This is a genomic window from Bradyrhizobium sp. NP1, from assembly GCF_030378205.1.
In the GTDB taxonomy this organism is placed as follows: Bacteria; Pseudomonadota; Alphaproteobacteria; order Rhizobiales; family Xanthobacteraceae; genus Bradyrhizobium.
This window is the reverse complement of sequence record NZ_CP127385.1, coordinates 4,162,618-4,177,799: the sequence shown is the minus strand read 5'-3', so window position 1 is coordinate 4,177,799 and position 15,182 is coordinate 4,162,618. Positions and strand designations below refer to the sequence as shown.

Annotated in this window: 16 protein-coding genes; 9 read left to right on the top strand and 7 right to left on the bottom strand. The window is 64.5% G+C overall.

The genetic code is table 11. From position 1 onward, the window contains the following. The first annotated feature begins 26 nt into the window (after positions 1-26). Both QOU61_RS20160 and QOU61_RS20155 read left to right on the top strand, forming a co-directional pair. On the top strand, positions 27-428 hold the full coding sequence (locus QOU61_RS20160; RefSeq protein ID WP_289652951.1) for a HesB/IscA family protein: 402 nt from the start codon (positions 27-29) through the stop codon (positions 426-428). A gap of 13 nt (positions 429-441) precedes the next feature. Further along, positions 442-939 carry a TfoX/Sxy family protein gene (locus QOU61_RS20155; protein ID WP_289652950.1) on the top strand — a complete coding sequence of 166 codons (498 nt, stop codon included), beginning with the start codon at positions 442-444 and terminating at the stop codon, positions 937-939. Here QOU61_RS20155 and QOU61_RS20150 read toward each other — a convergent pair. Both QOU61_RS20150 and QOU61_RS20145 read right to left on the bottom strand, forming a co-directional pair. Then, a complete protein-coding gene (locus QOU61_RS20150; protein ID WP_289652949.1) occupies positions 884-1,951 on the bottom strand; it encodes a GGDEF domain-containing protein in 1,068 nt (355 codons plus the stop codon). The genes QOU61_RS20155 and QOU61_RS20150 overlap by 56 nt on opposite strands. A gap of 119 nt (positions 1,952-2,070) precedes the next feature. Next, positions 2,071-3,477 (bottom strand): DEAD/DEAH box helicase, encoded by a 1,407-nt coding sequence (locus tag QOU61_RS20145; protein ID WP_289652948.1) that lies wholly within the window; start codon positions 3,475-3,477, stop codon positions 2,071-2,073. 500 nt (positions 3,478-3,977) lie between these two features. On the opposite strand from QOU61_RS20145, the gene QOU61_RS20140 reads away from it, so the two are divergent. From QOU61_RS20140 to QOU61_RS20130, 3 genes are all read left to right on the top strand, one after another. Then, positions 3,978-4,139 (top strand): hypothetical protein, encoded by a 162-nt coding sequence (locus QOU61_RS20140; RefSeq protein WP_289652947.1) that lies wholly within the window; start codon positions 3,978-3,980, stop codon positions 4,137-4,139. Positions 4,140-4,218: 79 nt separating this feature from the next. After that, positions 4,219-5,712, top strand: coding sequence for a caspase family protein (locus tag QOU61_RS20135; RefSeq protein WP_502876798.1), 1,494 nt, complete (start codon positions 4,219-4,221; stop codon positions 5,710-5,712). A gap of 145 nt (positions 5,713-5,857) precedes the next feature. Then, positions 5,858-6,589, top strand: coding sequence for an outer membrane protein (locus QOU61_RS20130; protein ID WP_289652946.1), 732 nt, complete (start codon positions 5,858-5,860; stop codon positions 6,587-6,589). A 96-nt stretch (positions 6,590-6,685) separates the two neighbouring features. Here the strand turns inward: QOU61_RS20130 and QOU61_RS20125 are convergent, their stop codons facing one another. The 5 genes from QOU61_RS20125 to QOU61_RS20105 form a co-directional block, all read right to left on the bottom strand. Continuing rightward, positions 6,686-7,456, bottom strand: coding sequence for an SDR family NAD(P)-dependent oxidoreductase (locus tag QOU61_RS20125; RefSeq protein ID WP_289652945.1), 771 nt, complete (start codon positions 7,454-7,456; stop codon positions 6,686-6,688). 20 nt (positions 7,457-7,476) lie between these two features. Continuing rightward, a complete protein-coding gene (locus tag QOU61_RS20120) occupies positions 7,477-7,662 on the bottom strand; it encodes a hypothetical protein (RefSeq protein WP_289652944.1) in 186 nt (61 codons plus the stop codon). Positions 7,663-7,918: 256 nt separating this feature from the next. Continuing rightward, entirely contained in the window at positions 7,919-8,707 is a 789-nt protein-coding gene (locus QOU61_RS20115) for an outer membrane protein (protein ID WP_289652943.1), read from the bottom strand. Between the two features lie 246 nt (positions 8,708-8,953). Further along, the gene (gene parE / locus QOU61_RS20110) at positions 8,954-11,011 is read right to left on the bottom strand and encodes a DNA topoisomerase IV subunit B (protein WP_289652942.1); all 2,058 of its coding nucleotides are present in this window, start codon (positions 11,009-11,011) and stop codon (positions 8,954-8,956) included. 88 nt (positions 11,012-11,099) lie between these two features. Further along, the gene (locus tag QOU61_RS20105) at positions 11,100-11,468 is read right to left on the bottom strand and encodes a hypothetical protein (RefSeq protein ID WP_289652941.1); all 369 of its coding nucleotides are present in this window, start codon (positions 11,466-11,468) and stop codon (positions 11,100-11,102) included. A 179-nt stretch (positions 11,469-11,647) separates the two neighbouring features. Here QOU61_RS20105 and QOU61_RS20100 point away from each other — a divergent pair, with 179 nt between their 5' ends. The 4 genes from QOU61_RS20100 (at position 11,648) to argC (ending at position 15,179) form a co-directional block, all read left to right on the top strand. Next, positions 11,648-12,178 (top strand): DedA family protein, encoded by a 531-nt coding sequence (locus tag QOU61_RS20100; protein ID WP_289652940.1) that lies wholly within the window; start codon positions 11,648-11,650, stop codon positions 12,176-12,178. A gap of 154 nt (positions 12,179-12,332) precedes the next feature. After that, positions 12,333-13,322, top strand: a complete 990-nt coding sequence (locus QOU61_RS20095; protein WP_289652939.1) for an MBL fold metallo-hydrolase — start codon at positions 12,333-12,335, stop codon at positions 13,320-13,322. Positions 13,323-13,536: 214 nt separating this feature from the next. Beyond that, the gene (locus QOU61_RS20090; RefSeq protein WP_289652938.1) at positions 13,537-14,205 is read left to right on the top strand and encodes an FMN-binding negative transcriptional regulator; all 669 of its coding nucleotides are present in this window, start codon (positions 13,537-13,539) and stop codon (positions 14,203-14,205) included. Then, positions 14,202-15,179, top strand: a complete 978-nt coding sequence (gene argC / locus QOU61_RS20085) for an N-acetyl-gamma-glutamyl-phosphate reductase (protein WP_289652937.1) — start codon at positions 14,202-14,204, stop codon at positions 15,177-15,179. Before QOU61_RS20090 ends, argC begins: the two co-directional genes overlap by 4 nt. The last annotated feature ends 3 nt before the right edge of the window (positions 15,180-15,182 follow it).

Here is a 15,182-nt window from a genome sequence, read left to right as displayed (position 1 = left end):
TTGATTTGCCGTCGGGATCGGACCACATGAACGACATGACACAGCCATCGCCCACTCCCTCCAAGGCTCCGAGGCGGCCCCGCCCGCAGGTGATGCGGCTGACCGACGCCGCGGCGCAGCGCGTGCTGGACCTGACCAAGCGGGCGGATTCCGCGATCGTCGGCATCCGCGTCGGCGTCAAGAACGGCGGCTGCGCCGGGCAGTCCTACACGGTCGAATACGCCCATGAGGTTCGGCCGACCGACGAGGTGGTCGAGGACAAAGGCGTGAAGATCCTGGTCGATCCGAAGGCCGTGCTGTTCCTCTTGGGAACGGAGATGGACTACAGGGCCGACAAGATGCAGGCGCAGTTCGTCTTCAACAATCCCAACCAGGTTTCAGCCTGCGGCTGCGGCGAGTCGGTGCAGCTCACGCCGGCCAAGGTATGACGCGCGCGGCGTCATGGACCGCGAATTCCTGATCGACCTGTTCGCAGATTTCGGTCCGGTGACGATTCGCCGGATGTTTTCCGGCTACGGCATTTCCGCCGACGGCACGAACTTCGCGCTGGCGCTGCGCGCCGGACTCTATTTCCGCGCCGACGAAGCGACGATCCCGCAATTCGAGGCGGAAGGCTCAAAGCCGTTCCAGTATCAGACTCGCGCCAGGACCGTTACCGTGAATTCGTACTGGCAATTGCCGGCGCGGCTGTTCGACGACACCGAGGAGCTGAGCGGCTGGGCGCGCGCGGCGCTGGCGGCGGCCGAGCGCGCTGCGGTGAAGAAGCGGACGAGGGCGCGCAAGGCGGTGAAGAAGCCGGGCGCCACGAAGAAGCCGGCGCCACGGAAAGCCGCGGCAAGGAAAAGCACGGCGACAGCCAAATCGGTCGGCCGCGGCGGTGCTGTCAGGCCACCTGGCTCTGGGTCTCGGCGGCGTATTCCGGGTCGACCTCGCAGATGACGCGATTGCGGCCGTTGCGCTTGGCCGCATAGAGGCAGGCGTCGGCCCGCTCGATCAGCGAGTGGGTATCGTCGCCGGCCTTCAGCATGGAGACGCCGACCGAGATGGTGACGCGTCCGAGGATTTCGCCGGTCGATTTCTTCTTCAATTCCTTCGCCATGACCGCGCGGCGGATGTGATCGGCGACGGTCAGCGCCTGGCGCAACGCGGTGTTCGGCAGCACGACCGCGAACTCCTCGCCGCCATAGCGGGCGGTGATGTCCTGGCCCTTGATGGTCTGCTTCAGCGACATGCCGACCAGCCGCAGCACCTGGTCGCCCGTGAGGTGACCGTAGGAATCGTTGAACGACTTGAAATGATCGATGTCGAACATCAGGAGCGACAGCGGCTCGCCGTTGGCGAGCGCGGTCTGCACCGCCATTTCGAGCATGCGGTCGAAATATTTGCGGTTGCCGAGGCCGGTGAGCGGATCGGTCAGGCTCTCGGCGCGGATCGCCTCGAGGCTCTGCTGCAGATTGCTGATCTCGTTCTTTGACAGGGTCAGCCGTTCTTCCAGCGCCTTGTTGGTTTCGCGCATCTCGCGCGTCGATTTGACCAGCGTTTCGACGATCGTCTTGACCTGCTCGCGGTTCTTTGCGCCGGCAAGCTTCTCGGTCGCGCCGCTCAGGCTCGCGTCGTAGCTTGCCGACATGCCGAGCGCATCGGTGAGCAGCCGCATCACGTCATCGATCTCGCCGATCACGCGCGCGCCGACCTTGTCGATGCGGTCGGTGGTTTTCAGGTGAGAAAGATAGGTTTCGTAGATCTGCTCGAGGTCGGCCTCGGTCAGCTTGCCGTTGCGCGCCAGCGTCTCGTTGATGATCTTGTTGAGCGGCGCGTTGTAGCCGGTCGCGTAGACGTACCAGATCTCATAGTTGCGGGGCACTGCGGTCTGTCGCAGGGACTTGATCTGGCCGAGAGCAACTTCGGCAAAGGCCATCGTGCGTTCGTGTTCGTCGAGCACCTTGACCACGGAACATGTCCCCATAGCGCAGCAGGGCGCCGCGCAGCAATCGCCCAAATTATTGTGGTCACGCTAATGGAGGAGAATGAATGACCGGTAAACAGGGAACCTCCGCGCGGCTCGCGCGATCAGGCGCGCGCGCGCACCGGACGCAGCAGGAACGCCGGAAGGTGTGAATGATCACCCGGCTCGGGGTCGGCCTCGCGTGGCGCGCGGCGCGGCTCGCGTGTCGGCGCCGGCGGGCGCGGACTGGCAACTTGCGGCTGCGCGCCGCCGTTGCGCGCACCGTTAGCGTGTCGCGGCGTCCGCTCGCGGCGTGGCTTGCGGCCGCCGCGTGATCCTTCACCTGCGCCTTCGCGCGAACGGTGCTCGCGCGGTTGATCGGCTTCGTCGGACGCGGTGTGGCCGACGTCGCCGCTTTCGGCGCGCGGGATCGCCTGTCCGATCAGCTTCTCGATCGCGGCGATGGATTTGGTGTCGAGTGAGGTCACGATCGAAATCGCGGTGCCGGCGCGGCCGGCGCGGCCGGTACGGCCGATGCGATGGACGTAATCGTCGGGATGGTGCGGTACGTCGAAATTGAAGACGTGGCTGACTTCGGGAATATCGAGGCCGCGGGCGGCAACGTCGGAGGCGACGAGCAGCGGCAGCTCGCCTTTGCGGAACTGGTCGAGCGCGGCCATGCGCGCCGGCTGGTCCATGTCGCCATGCAGGGCGCCGACGCTGAAGCCGTGCTTCTGCAGCGACTTGTAAAGGACCGCGACTTCGCGCTTGCGGTTGCAGAAGATGATCGCGTTCTTGAGGTCCTTGGCGTCGCGCAACAGGCGGCGCAACACGTCGCGTTTGTCGTGCGCTTCGCGCCCGGCGCGCACCTGCGATTGCGTCACCGTGACGGCGGCGGTGGCCGGCCGTGAGACCTCGACCTTTTCGGGATTGTGCAGGAACTGCTCGGTGACGCGGCGGATTTCCGGCGGCATCGTCGCTGTGAAGAACAGCGTCTGGCGGGTGAAGGGAACGAGCTTGCAGATGCGCTCGATGTCGGGGATGAAGCCCATGTCGAGCATGCGGTCGGCTTCGTCGATCACCAGCAGCTCGACGCCGGTGAGCAGTAGCCCGCCGCGCTCGGTATGGTCGAGCAACCGGCCGGGCGTTGCGATCAGGACGTCGACGCCGCGCGTCAATTTGATGTCCTGGTCGCCGAAGGAGACGCCGCCGATCAGGAGTGCAACGTTGAGCTTCTGGCCGGCGCCATATTTGTCGAAACTCTCCTTGACCTGCGCGGCGAGCTCGCGGGTCGGCTCCAGGATCAGCGTGCGGGGCATGCGTGCCCGTGCGCGGCCTTTCTCCAGGATGGTGAGCATGGGCAGCACGAAGGCTGCGGTCTTGCCGGTTCCGGTCTGGGCGATGCCGAGCACGTCACGGCGTGCCAGCACATGGGGGATCGCCTGTTCCTGAATGGGAGTAGGGGTGGTGTAGCCCGTAGCTGCAACTGCCGCGAGCACCTTGTCGGATAAACCGAGATGAGAAAAGGACATCGAGCCTCTATTCGAAACCGCCGTCTGGATTCGAGGGTAAAAAGGCTGTCGCGTATGACCCCGAAACGGCGTGCTCTTGAAAAGCTCTGGGGTTCTAACTGACGCTGACGAGCGGCTCGCTCAGGGGAATCGGTCTTTCGATCCGAGGCCGCATTGAGGGGCAACATAGGGTCGAAATGGCCAAAGTCAACGTCGGAACAGCCGTATGAGCGAAAAAGCTTAATGTTTCCGCACAAATAACGCGGCTTTTGTCATTCCGCCTTCAAAAGGCGCCCCGATTCCCGCGCAGACGGCTTGAAGATGTGGCAAGAATGGCTGCGGCCTTGGGGCCGAGCTTCTGCGCGGCCTTGTCGGCCTGTGGCCGAAATTCCTGCCCTATCTGCTGAGCTTCACCGTGCTCGGCTGCGCTGGCTTGCCAACGTCGAGGTGCGCAGCTGCGCCGACTATTTCAACCGCGAATACGTCACGTACATCTGCGCCGCCGGCAATTGTCGGCGGTCATGCTGGTGATCTCGTCACTGCTCGCCATCGCCTGCAGTTTCGTCGATTCGACGCTGGCGCTGTGGGCGCTGGCGCTCAATTTCGCCGTGCCGCTGGTACGGCGCTGGACCGTCCGCAATGCCGGGACTGATCCGGCGTCCCGGCCGGACGCAAGCGCTTGAACCGGCCGCCCCAATAGGCAGACTACCGCAGGGGTTTTCGCCGGCATCGCCGGCGTCGGTCGGTGAGGTCGGAAATCGGATGAAATTCATGTCCTTCAGGGCCGCACTGGTCGCGTGCCTGTTGATGCTGGGCGCGCCGGCGCACGCGGAAAAGCGCGTTGCGCTTGTCGTCGGCAATAACGACTACCGCAACGTTCCCAAGCTGCAGAAGGCGGTGAACGATGCCCGCACCATGGGCGACACGCTGAAGCGGCTCGGCTTTACCGTCATGGTCGCGGAGAACCTGAACAGGCAGGGCTTCTCCGAAGCGCTGCTGGCCTTCGACAAGGCGGTCGATTCCGGCGATACCGCCTTCTTCTTCTATGCCGGCCACGGCTTCGAGATTGCCGGGCAGAATTTCCTGCTGCCGATCGACGTGCCGGCAGCGACCGAAGGCCAGGAAGAACTGGTGCGCGATGCCTCGGTGCTCGCCGATCGCATCATCGAGCGGCTGCAGAACAAGAAGGTCCGCACCTCGATCCTGGTGTTCGACGCCTGCCGCAACAACCCGTTCGAGCGGGCAGGCACGCGGGCGGTTGCCGGCGGCGGCGGGCTTGCGCCGATGACGCAGCTGCCCGAAGGCGTGTTCTCGGTGTTCTCGGCAGGCCCGCGCCAGACCGCGCTCGATCGGCTGTCGAACGACGATGCCAATCCCAATTCGGTGTTCACGCGCACCTTCGCCAGGGAGCTGCTGCAGCCGGGCGAGAACCTCGTGCAGGTGGCTCAACATACCCGGCGTCTGGTCAGCGAGATGGCCGAGACGGTCAGCCATAAGCAGATCCCGGTCTATTTCGACCAGATGGTCGATGATGTCTTCCTGAACGGCAGAGCGAAGGATCAGCCTGAGGCGGCAAAACCGCCTGAGGCGCCCGCGCAGAAGGTCGCCGCCTTGCCGCCGGTATCGGTGCCGCGGGTGGCGCCGCAAAATGACTCGGTCAACGCGCCGATCGCGATGTTCTCGCGTCACAATGGCGGCTGGACGGTGGTGTTCTCGATCGCCGATCCCGCGCTCGGCATTTCATGGCGCATGGGCGAGAGCGGTGACTTCCGCGAGACCGGCTTCCTCGATACGCTCGACCCGCGCACCCGCAAGCGCATGCCCAATCCCGCGATCGAGCTGGCCGCCGACGCGCCGGCTGCCACCATCCAGGTCCGCTATGTCGATGCGTCGGGGGAGATTCAGGGCCCGTTTCCGATCAAGTTCGACCCCGAGGCGGCGCTGATCCGCGACCAGCGCAAGATCCTGGACATGACCGCGACGAGCTGGCTGTCGTTTCGCGAGTTCAACGGCCTCCTGGTCTACTACACCCACCTGATGTCCTACCGCTGCGCGATCAGGGAGGTGCGGATCGGCGTCGACAGCGCGGTGCCCGACCGGGTGCTGAAGATGCCGCCCTGCGATCCCAGGGACCCCAGCGTCATCCCCCACGACGCCCAGCCCTACCTGAAGCTCTCGCCTGGGACGCAGTTCGTTTCGGTGGAACTCACCTATCGCGACGGAAGCGTCTCGGAAATCAAGAGTTTTCGCCGTTAACTTGTCGCTAACCCATTGGAACTGTGGCTGAATTGGGGCGAGCGGTCGAGTTCGTTTATGGCCAGGTGTTGCTATGCGGCGACAGCAATTTGGCCGAATCCGGGTAGTGTGCCCCTTGATTGAAGGCGAGCTTTGAGAGGTTCTAGTGAAGAAGAAACTGATGCTGAGTGCCATCGCTGTGATGGCTTTTGCGGGCAATGCAATGGCCGCCGATCTGGCCGCGCGCCCCTATACCAAGGCGCCGCCTCCGGTGGTTGCTCCGATTTATAACTGGACCGGCTTCTACATCGGTGTGAACGGTGGTGGTGGCTGGGGCGACTCGCGCTGGCAGTTCGCTGCGGCGCCGTTCAACACCAACCACAACACGTCGGGTGGCATGGCTGGTGGCCAGATCGGCTACAACTGGCAGGTGACCCCGAGCTGGGTCCTCGGCCTCGAGGCTGATGGCGATTGGGCCGACATTAACGGCTCGACCACGTGCCCGGCTGGTCCGCTCACCGCCTGCTCGACCAACACCCGTTCGCTGGCCTCGTTCCGTGGCCGCGTGGGCTGGGCAGTGAACAACGTGCTGTTCTACGGCACGGCTGGCGCTGGCTATGCCAACACCCGCTACAACGCGCTGCCGGCCGTCGGGACCATCGGCACCTTCTCGTCGGATCGCTGGGGCTATGCCGCCGGCGCTGGCGTCGAGTGGGGCTTCGCTCCGAACTGGAGCGCGAAGGTTGAGTACATGCACTACGGCTTCGACACTGCCACGGCGCCGATCGGAACGCTGGGCGGGCTCGGCACCGCCGCGCTTCGTCTCGACATCGACACCGTCAAGGCCGGCATCAACTACCGCTTCAACTGGGGCGGCCCGGTTGTCGCCAGGTACTGATCCAAATACTGATCGGCTGATCGGTTAGGCCAAAGTGAAAGCCCCGGGCGAAAGCCCGGGGCTTTTCTTTTGCGAGCTGTTCCGGCCTGGTCGGGCCTAGCCCATGATCGAATAGCCGCCGTCGACCGGGATCGCCGCGCCCGTCACGAAATCCGACGCAGACGAAGCGAGAAACACCGCGATGCCGGCGAATTCGCCGGCGGTGCCCCATCGCGCCGCCGGTGTGCGCGCGAGCACGCGCTCGTTGAGGCCGCCGATCTCCTCGCGGGCACGCCTGGTCAGGTCGGTGTCGATCCAGCCGGGCAGCACCGCGTTGACCTGAATGTTGTCGGCCGCCCAGGCGCAGGCACAGGCGCGCGTGAATTGCACGATTCCACCCTTGCTCGCGGCATAGGCGGGCGCAAAGCCCGCGCCGAAGATCGACATCATTGAACCGATATTGATGATCTTGCCGGCACCAGTGGTCTTCATCGCGCGATGAGCCGCCTGCGAGCACAGGAATGCGCTGGTCAGGTTGGTCGCCATCACTTCGTTCCATTCGTTCAGCTCAAGCGTATGCGGCGGCTTTCGGATGTTGATGCCGGCGTTGTTGACGAGGATGTCGATCCGTCCGAGCTCGCGCTCGACGCGGGCGACCATGGCGTCCACCGCAGCCTTGTCGGTGACATCGGCGGCGACGGCGATGGCGCTCACGCCGCGCCCGGCGAGATCGGCAACCGCCGCGACTGACTTGGCCTGGTTGCGGCCGACCACGGCGATCGCCGCTCCAGCATCGGCGAGGCCGCGCGCCATGCCGAGCCCGATGCCGCCATTGCCGCCGGTGACGATGGCGACCTTGCCCCTGAGATCGAACGGCTGCGATGTCATCGTTGCTCTCCGAATGGATGTCAGCGCTTGCTTTGCCAGACCAGCACGAGGCCAAGCGCCGCCAGCGCCGCGCCATAGCCGGCCCACTGGATCTGGTTGATCATGAAGCTCTGACGCGGCCAGGTGACCAGCCCGAGGCCCTGTCCGATCCAGAGCAGGCCGATCGCAAGCGCAATCAACCCCACGACCAAGAGCCAGTTGCGCATGACCTCACTCCGCCATCGCCGGGCCGCGAGGCCCGGACATCCGAATGATTGGCTTAACCGTAGCGGTCAGATGCCGGCATGGCCAGCGGTGGCCGCGGCAAAGGGGAGGGGCGCGCTTAATGTGCGGTGGGAAGCATTGTCCCACCCGTTGTGATGGTCGCAGGCGGCGGTCTCAAGGCTTTTGGCCGCCAGCCGCGCGCAATAAAAAAGCCCCGGCCGCAGGCCGGGGCTTTTGTACTGCCGATTTCAGCAGAGATCAGTACTTCGCGACGACCGGGCCGGTCCAGTTGAAGCGATAGACCAGCGAGGTGCTGATGGTCTGCACCAGCGGCTTGAACCGGATCGAGTCGGCCGCCAGCACGTTGGTGCCGTCGACGCGTTCGGCAATAGTCTGGTGGTCGTAGTAGGCAGCACGGTACTCGGTCTTCATGAACCAGCCGGGCGCAGTGATGCCGAAGAAGTTCAGGCTGTTTTCGACGCCGCCGCCGACGAACCAGCCATTACGGTTGAAGGAGTCGGTGTGGAGGCCAGCCCGAGTGCCAGCGAGCGCGTCCACAAGCGAGGTACCGGACCAGTGAGAGCCGGAGTAACCGGCGTTGACATAGGAGAGCACGCTCGGCGCAACGAGATAGCCGAGACGACCACCAACAGCCCAAGCGTCCTGCATCTTGATGGTGCCGGAGACGAAGGTGTCCAGATCCTGGACGGTGCCGCGGATGCTGCCAAACTGGCCGTCGGCGAACAGACCAAACACCCAGGGGCCGTTGAACTGCCAGTCATAGCCGAGGCCCACGGTGCCGAACCAGCCGTCGCCGCCCGTGCGCTGGTTGATGCCCACCGGCAGGCCGCCCGGGTTGCGCACCGGATTGCTGTCGGCATCCCAAATGCCGCCGCCGGCGCCGCCGAAAATGTAGAAACCGGTCCAGTTGTAGGCCGGCGCGACCATGGGCGGAGCCTTGGTGTAGGGCCGGGCCGCGAGATCGGCGGCCATGGCGTTACCAGTAAATGCCGCCACAGCGGACAGAGCGAGCAAGAGCTTCTTCATGTTAAATCCCCAGAACTATAGCGTTCGTACCGCGGTGACTGCATCCAAGGCGCCGATTCCCGGTGCCCATTGGACTCAACTATAGCGGGATGCGGCAAAATTGCTGTTGCAACACAAGCACAGTGATCGGAAAACGGTCCGGGCCCTTACGGGGGTCGTAGCCCCCGGAACTGCCAAAAACCGTGGAAACGGGGCCGAAATCTCCCGATCGGCACCCAACGGCCAGCAAGCGGAACAGGGGGCCTGTCAGACGTCCAGCAGGTCGTCGCTGGCGAACTCGGCCTTTTCGGAGATGAAGGCGAATCGGGCCTCGGCCTTGGTCCCCATCAGGCGTTCGACCGAATCGGCGGTGCCTTCGCGGTCGTCGGCCAGCAGCACCACCCGCAAGAGCATCCGCTTGGCCGGGTCCATGGTGGTTTCCTTGAGCTGCGCCGGCATCATTTCGCCAAGCCCCTTGAAGCGGCCGACCTCCACCTTGGCATTGGCGTTGAACGCGCTCTTGAGCAACTTCTCCTTGTCGGCGTCGTCGCGGGCATAGACCGTCTTGCTGCCGTGGGTGAGGCGATAGAGCGGCGGCACCGCGAGATAGAGATGACCCTCGTCGATCAGCCGCGGCATCTGGCGATAGAAGAAGGTGATCAGGAGCGAGGCGATGTGGGCGCCGTCGACGTCGGCATCGGTCATGATGATGATCCGCGAATAGCGCAGATCCTCTTCGCGGTAATGCGCGCCCGTGCTGCAGCCGATCGCCTGCATCAGGTCGGCGAGCTGGGCGTTCGCGGTCAGCTTGTCCTTGCCGGCGGATGCGACGTTGAGGATTTTGCCGCGCAGCGGCATCACTGCCTGGGTCTTGCGGTCGCGCGCCTGCTTGGCGCTGCCGCCTGCCGAATCGCCCTCGACGATGAAGAGTTCGGAGCCCTCCTGTGCGCTGTTGGTGCAGTCGGCGAGCTTGCCCGGAAGCCGCAGCTTCTTCACCGCGGTCTTGCGCGAGATTTCCTTTTCCGCGCGCCGCCGCAGCCGCTCCTCGGCGCGCTCGACCACGAAATCCAGCAGCTTGTTCGCTTGCAGCGGATTGCCCGACAGCCAATGGTCGAACGGGTCCTTGATCGCCTGCTCGACAATGCGCTGCGCTTCGGCGGTGGCCAGGCGATCCTTGGTCTGGCCCTGGAATTCCGGCTCGCGAACGAACACGCTGAGCATCACGGCGGCGCCCACCATCACATCCTCGGAGGTGACGCCCGCGGCGCGCTTGCTCTGACCGATGCGCTCGGCGTGGTCTTTCAGTCCGCGCAACAGCGCACTGCGCAGACCCGATTCATGAGTGCCGCCGTCAGGCGTCGGCACCGTGTTGCAGTAGGAGGAAAGGAAGCCATCGGCGTCCGCCGTCCACGCCACCGCCCATTCGCAGGCGCCATGGGCACCGTTGCGCCCCGACTTGCCGGAAAAGATGTCCGGATGCACCAGCGTGTCGGCGTGGATCGCAGCTCCAAGAAAATCCTTCAGCCCGCCGGGAAAGTGGAAGCTGTCCTCTGCCGGAACATCCTCGATGCCCTTGAGCAGTTCCGGCGCGCAGCGCCAGCGGATCTCGACGCCGCCGAACAGGTAGGCCTTCGAACGGCTCATCTTGAACAGGCGCTGCGGCTTGAACGTCGCCTTGGCGCCGAAGATGTCGGTATCCGGCTTGAATCGGATCCTGGTGCCGCGGCGGTTGTTGACCTTGCCGAGATCCTCGAGCTTGCCCTTGGGGTGGCCGCGCTCGAACACCATGCGGTAGAGCTTCTGGCTGCGCGCGACCTCGACTTCGAGCCGCGAGGACAGCGCGTTCACCACGGACACGCCGACGCCATGCAGGCCGCCGGAAGTCTCGTAGACCTTGGAATCGAATTTGCCGCCCGAATGCAGCGTGCACATGATGACTTCGAGCGCCGACTTTTTCGGGAATTTCGGATGCGGATCGACCGGAATGCCGCGGCCATTGTCGGTGACGGTGAGGAAGCCGTCGGCCGAGAGCTCGACCTCGATGAAGCTGGCGTGACCCGCAAGCGCCTCGTCCATCGAGTTGTCGATGACCTCGGCGAACAGGTGGTGCAGCGCCTTCTCGTCGGTGCCGCCGATATACATGCCGGGCCGGCGGCGGACCGGTTCCAGTCCCTCCAGCACCTCGATGTCGGCCGCGGTATAGCCGGATTCGGCGCTGGCAGCGCGGGAGGCGACCTTTGCCGGGCTGCGTCCCTTGCCCTCGCCGGCGCCGAACAGGTCGCGCGCGGAATTGGTTTTTGCAACTGATTTCAATGGTTTGGACATGGCTCTTCAGGTTTGCGCGCAAAAGGCGCGGACGAATCGATTTAGCCTGACTATGCCATGGATGCACTGAAAAGATGACCGCAGCGGTTCACGCCTGGGCGGTGCGGAACACGATCGCCGCGAACAGAGCCATGGCCAGCAGCACGATCAGCGAACCCAGAATCGGGATCGCGACCAGCGCTTCGCCCTTCAGGATGACGAGCGCGACGCCCGCCGGAAAAACGATCGAGCCGATGATATGTAGCCAGCCCTGGACCTTGGCGAGCGTTCCTTTTCCGGCGTCGGGAACGAGCCTGTAGTAGAGGCCGAACACGAACAGGAGGACGCCGCCGATCAGATTGAGGTGGGCATGCGCCGGCCCGAGCACGAAGTCCTGCCGAATACCCATGGCGATGCCGCCGAGCATGCCGACAAGCAGAATCACCGTGCTCGCGCACATCATCACTGATCCGATCATTCAGGGGCCTTTCTGTCGAATTGAGGGATTGAAAGCCGGTGGATCGAAAGCGGGCGCTCACAATCAATATCTCGTTGGCCGTTGTGACTTGAAGTCGCGCAACGGACCGGCTTACCTGCTTTAGGCTGCGGGGCCGCAAAAAGGTTCAACGATCGCGTCGGGACAAGAAAGCGTCTGGAATGGAAGATTTTGCGCACGCCATGGCCGACTTCGTGCGCAACCATCAGGTATGGGCCGCGCCGATTGTGCTGGTGCTGGCTTTCGGCGAGTCGCTCGCCTTCATCTCGCTGTTGATTCCTGCCTGGGGCGCGCTGGTGGCGATCGGGGCGCTGATCGGCGCGAGCGGCATCAGCTTCTGGCCGGTGTGGCTCGCCGGCGGCGTCGGGGCTGCGCTCGGCGATTGGGTCTCCTACTGGTTCGGCTATCGCTACAAGGAGCACGTCGCGCAGATGTGGCCATTGTCGCGCTACCCGGAAATCCTGCCGCGCGGCGAGGCCTTCGTGCAGACCTGGGGAGTGCCGAGCATCTTCATCGGACGGTTCTTCGGACCGCTGCGGGCCTCGGTGCCGCTCGCGGCCGGTATCTTCGAAATGCCCTACTGGCAATTCCAGGTTGCCAATTTCGTTTCCGCCCTGGTCTGGTCGGCGGCGCTGCTGTTGTTCGGCGACGTCATCGCGCAGGTCATGGAATGGCTGTGGCGCACGGTGTGATCCGCAAGGCTTGAGACGGGCACAGTCCGTGACCCCACAGGGTGGTTCGCGGCGGGGCGCTTTCCGCGGTCGCACCTTGTGCTGAAGGCTGTTAGTCTCGCAGGACAACAACGGTGCAACCGTTGGAAACGGGATCGTCAGGGGAGGATAGGGTATGGAGATTTCACGACGTGATGCCTTGGCCGGCGCCGCCGCGCTGGCGGCAGCGCCAATGCTGGCTGCAAACGACGCCAAGGCGGCCGCGCCGATCGTCGACAAGCAGGCGCCGAGTTTCTATCGCTACAAGGTCGGCGATATCGAGGTCACGGTGGTGTCCGACGGCAGGTTCACGTTCCCGCTGGAGGATTCCTTCATCCTCAATGCCAGGAAGGATGAGATCAACGCCGCGCTGGAAAAGGCCTTCCTGCCGCGCGACGTCTTCACGATCTATTTCGCGCCGCTGGTGATCAATACTGGCGGCAAGCTCGTCGTGATCGACACCGGCAACGGACCGGTGGCCAAGGTCAACAACAAGGGCAGCAACGGCCTGCTTGTCGAGAACATGGTCGCCGCCGGCTTCGATCCGAAGGCGGTCGACATGGTGGTGATCTCGCATTTCCATACCGATCATGTGAACGGCCTGCTCGCGGCCGACGGCACGCCGGCCTTTCCCAATGCCGAGGTGCTGGTGCCGGCGGCCGAATGGAAGTTCTGGATGGATGACGGCGAGATGAGCCGCGCGCCCGCCGGGCGCATGCAGGGCCTGTTCAAGAACAACCGCAACATTTTCGACGCCGCCTTGAAGCGGAAGGTCACGCCCTACGAATGGAACAAGGAGGTGGCGCCGGGACTGCTCGCGGTCGAGACCATAGGCCACACGCCGGGCCATACCTCCTATGTGCTGTCGTCGGGCTCCGGCAAGGTGTTCATCCAGTCGGATGTGACCAACAACCCCAATCCGTTCGCGACCCACCCGGGCTGGCACGCCTTCTTCGACCAGGATGCCGACATGGCCGAGAAGACCCGGCGCCGGATCTACGACATGGTGGTGGCCGAGAAATTGCTGGTGCAGGCCTTCCACTATCCGTTCCCCGGGCTCGCCCATCTGGAGAAGGACGGCGATGGCTACCGGGTGGTGCCGATGCCCTGGAATCCGACCATCTGAAACCTTGACGGGAAGGGGGCGCGGCCTTATAGCCGCGCCCATGATCAAGATCGCGACCATTCCCGCCGCCCGCCGTCGCCGCGCTTTCGCGGTTCGGGCGATCGTCTGCGTCTAGAGATCATCGCCTCTGCCGCCGGAAACCTCTCCCGCGGCGCTCTCCTTTCAGAAACGCGGTCGGTCCGGCGGCTCCTCTCAAGCAAGCAGGAGTTTGACGATGTATACGCCGCCGATGTTCAAGCCCGACCGCACCGCGAGCCTCGCCTTCGCGCAGGCCCGCGGTTTCGGCCTCGCCTGCGCGTGGGACGGCAAGAAGCCGGTCGCATCGTTGCTGCCTTTCTATCTCGATCATGCCGAGGACGGCACGCCGCAGGCGTTCTTTCATCTCGCCCGTCACAATCCCCTGATAGCTCTCGCGGACGGGACGTCGTCCTGGCTACTCGCCGTCACCGGCGCGGATGCCTATGTATCGGCTGACTGGTATGTTTCGCCGGATCAGGTGCCGACCTGGCTGTACCAGGCCGTGCATCTGACGGGGCCCGTGCGCCGGCTGTCGGACCACGAGCTTGCGGTGCAGGTCGATGCGCTCAGCGCCAAGTTCGAGCAGCGGCTTCTGCCAAAGCGGCCCTGGACTTCGGGAAAGATGACGCCGGCGCGGCTGGAGGCGATGAAAAAGGCGATTGTGGGCCTGCAGATGACGATTTCCGAGGTGGTAGGCAGCTTCAAGCTCAATCAGCACAAGTCGGAAGCTGACTATGCGGCGGTCGCAAACGCGCTCGCGTCCCGGCCTGAGGCGGCATCGCGGGAGATCGCGCAACTGATGCGCGAGGCGCGGGCGGAAGCCTTTGCCAGCGAAACGAGCAGCGTCGAAAGGACCGTGTCATGACCCTCGCCGACACCCACCAGCCGCGGACCGGCGACACCACGAAGCGGACGGTCTTCGTCGATGGCGCCGCCGGAACCACGGGCCTCGGCATTCAGGAGCGGCTTCGCCAGCAGAATGACGTCGTGGTGAAAAGCATCAGCGATGACAAGCGCAAGGATGCCGGCGCCAAGCGCGCGCTCATGGCGGAGGTCGATCTTGTCATCCTGTGCCTGCCCGATGACGCCGCGAAAGAGACGGTTGCGTTGATCGACGGCATGGGGGCCGCGGCCCCCAAGGTCCTCGACGCCTCGACGGCATTCCGTGTCGCCAGCGATTGGACGTACGGCTTTCCGGAGCTTGCGCCAGACCAGGCGGACAAGATACGGGCGGCGCGAAAAGTCTCCAACCCCGGCTGCTATCCGACCGGCGCGATTGCGCTGTTGCGGCCGCTCGTCGACGCCGGCCTGCTGCCCGCGGATTATCCCGTCACCGTCAACGCGGTCAGCGGCTATTCGGGCGGCGGCAAGTCGATGATCGCAAGCTTCGAAGGCGGCACTGCGCCGGCCTTCGAGCTCTACGGCCTCGGCTTCGAGCACAAGCACATTCCGGAGCTGCAGCTTTATTCGAAGCTCGCGCGGCGGCCGATCTTCATTCCGTCTGTCGGCAACTACCGGCAGGGCATGCTGGTCTCGGTGCCGCTGCAACTCGACACGCTGCCGGGCAAGCCTTCAGGGGCCGCGCTGCAGGCCGCGCTGGCGAAGCACTATGCCGGGAGCACCTACGTCCCGGTCATGCCGCTGCAGAACGAGGCGGCGCGAAGCGGGCGGATCGAGCCCGAGGCGCTCAACGAGACCAACAACCTCGAGCTGTACGTTTTCGCCAGCGACAAGCACGATCAGGCGGTGCTGGTCGCGCGTCTCGACAATCTCGGGAAGGGTGCCTCCGGTGCCGCCGTGCAGAACATGCGGCTGATGCTGGGCCTTGCCGAGAAGTAGCGG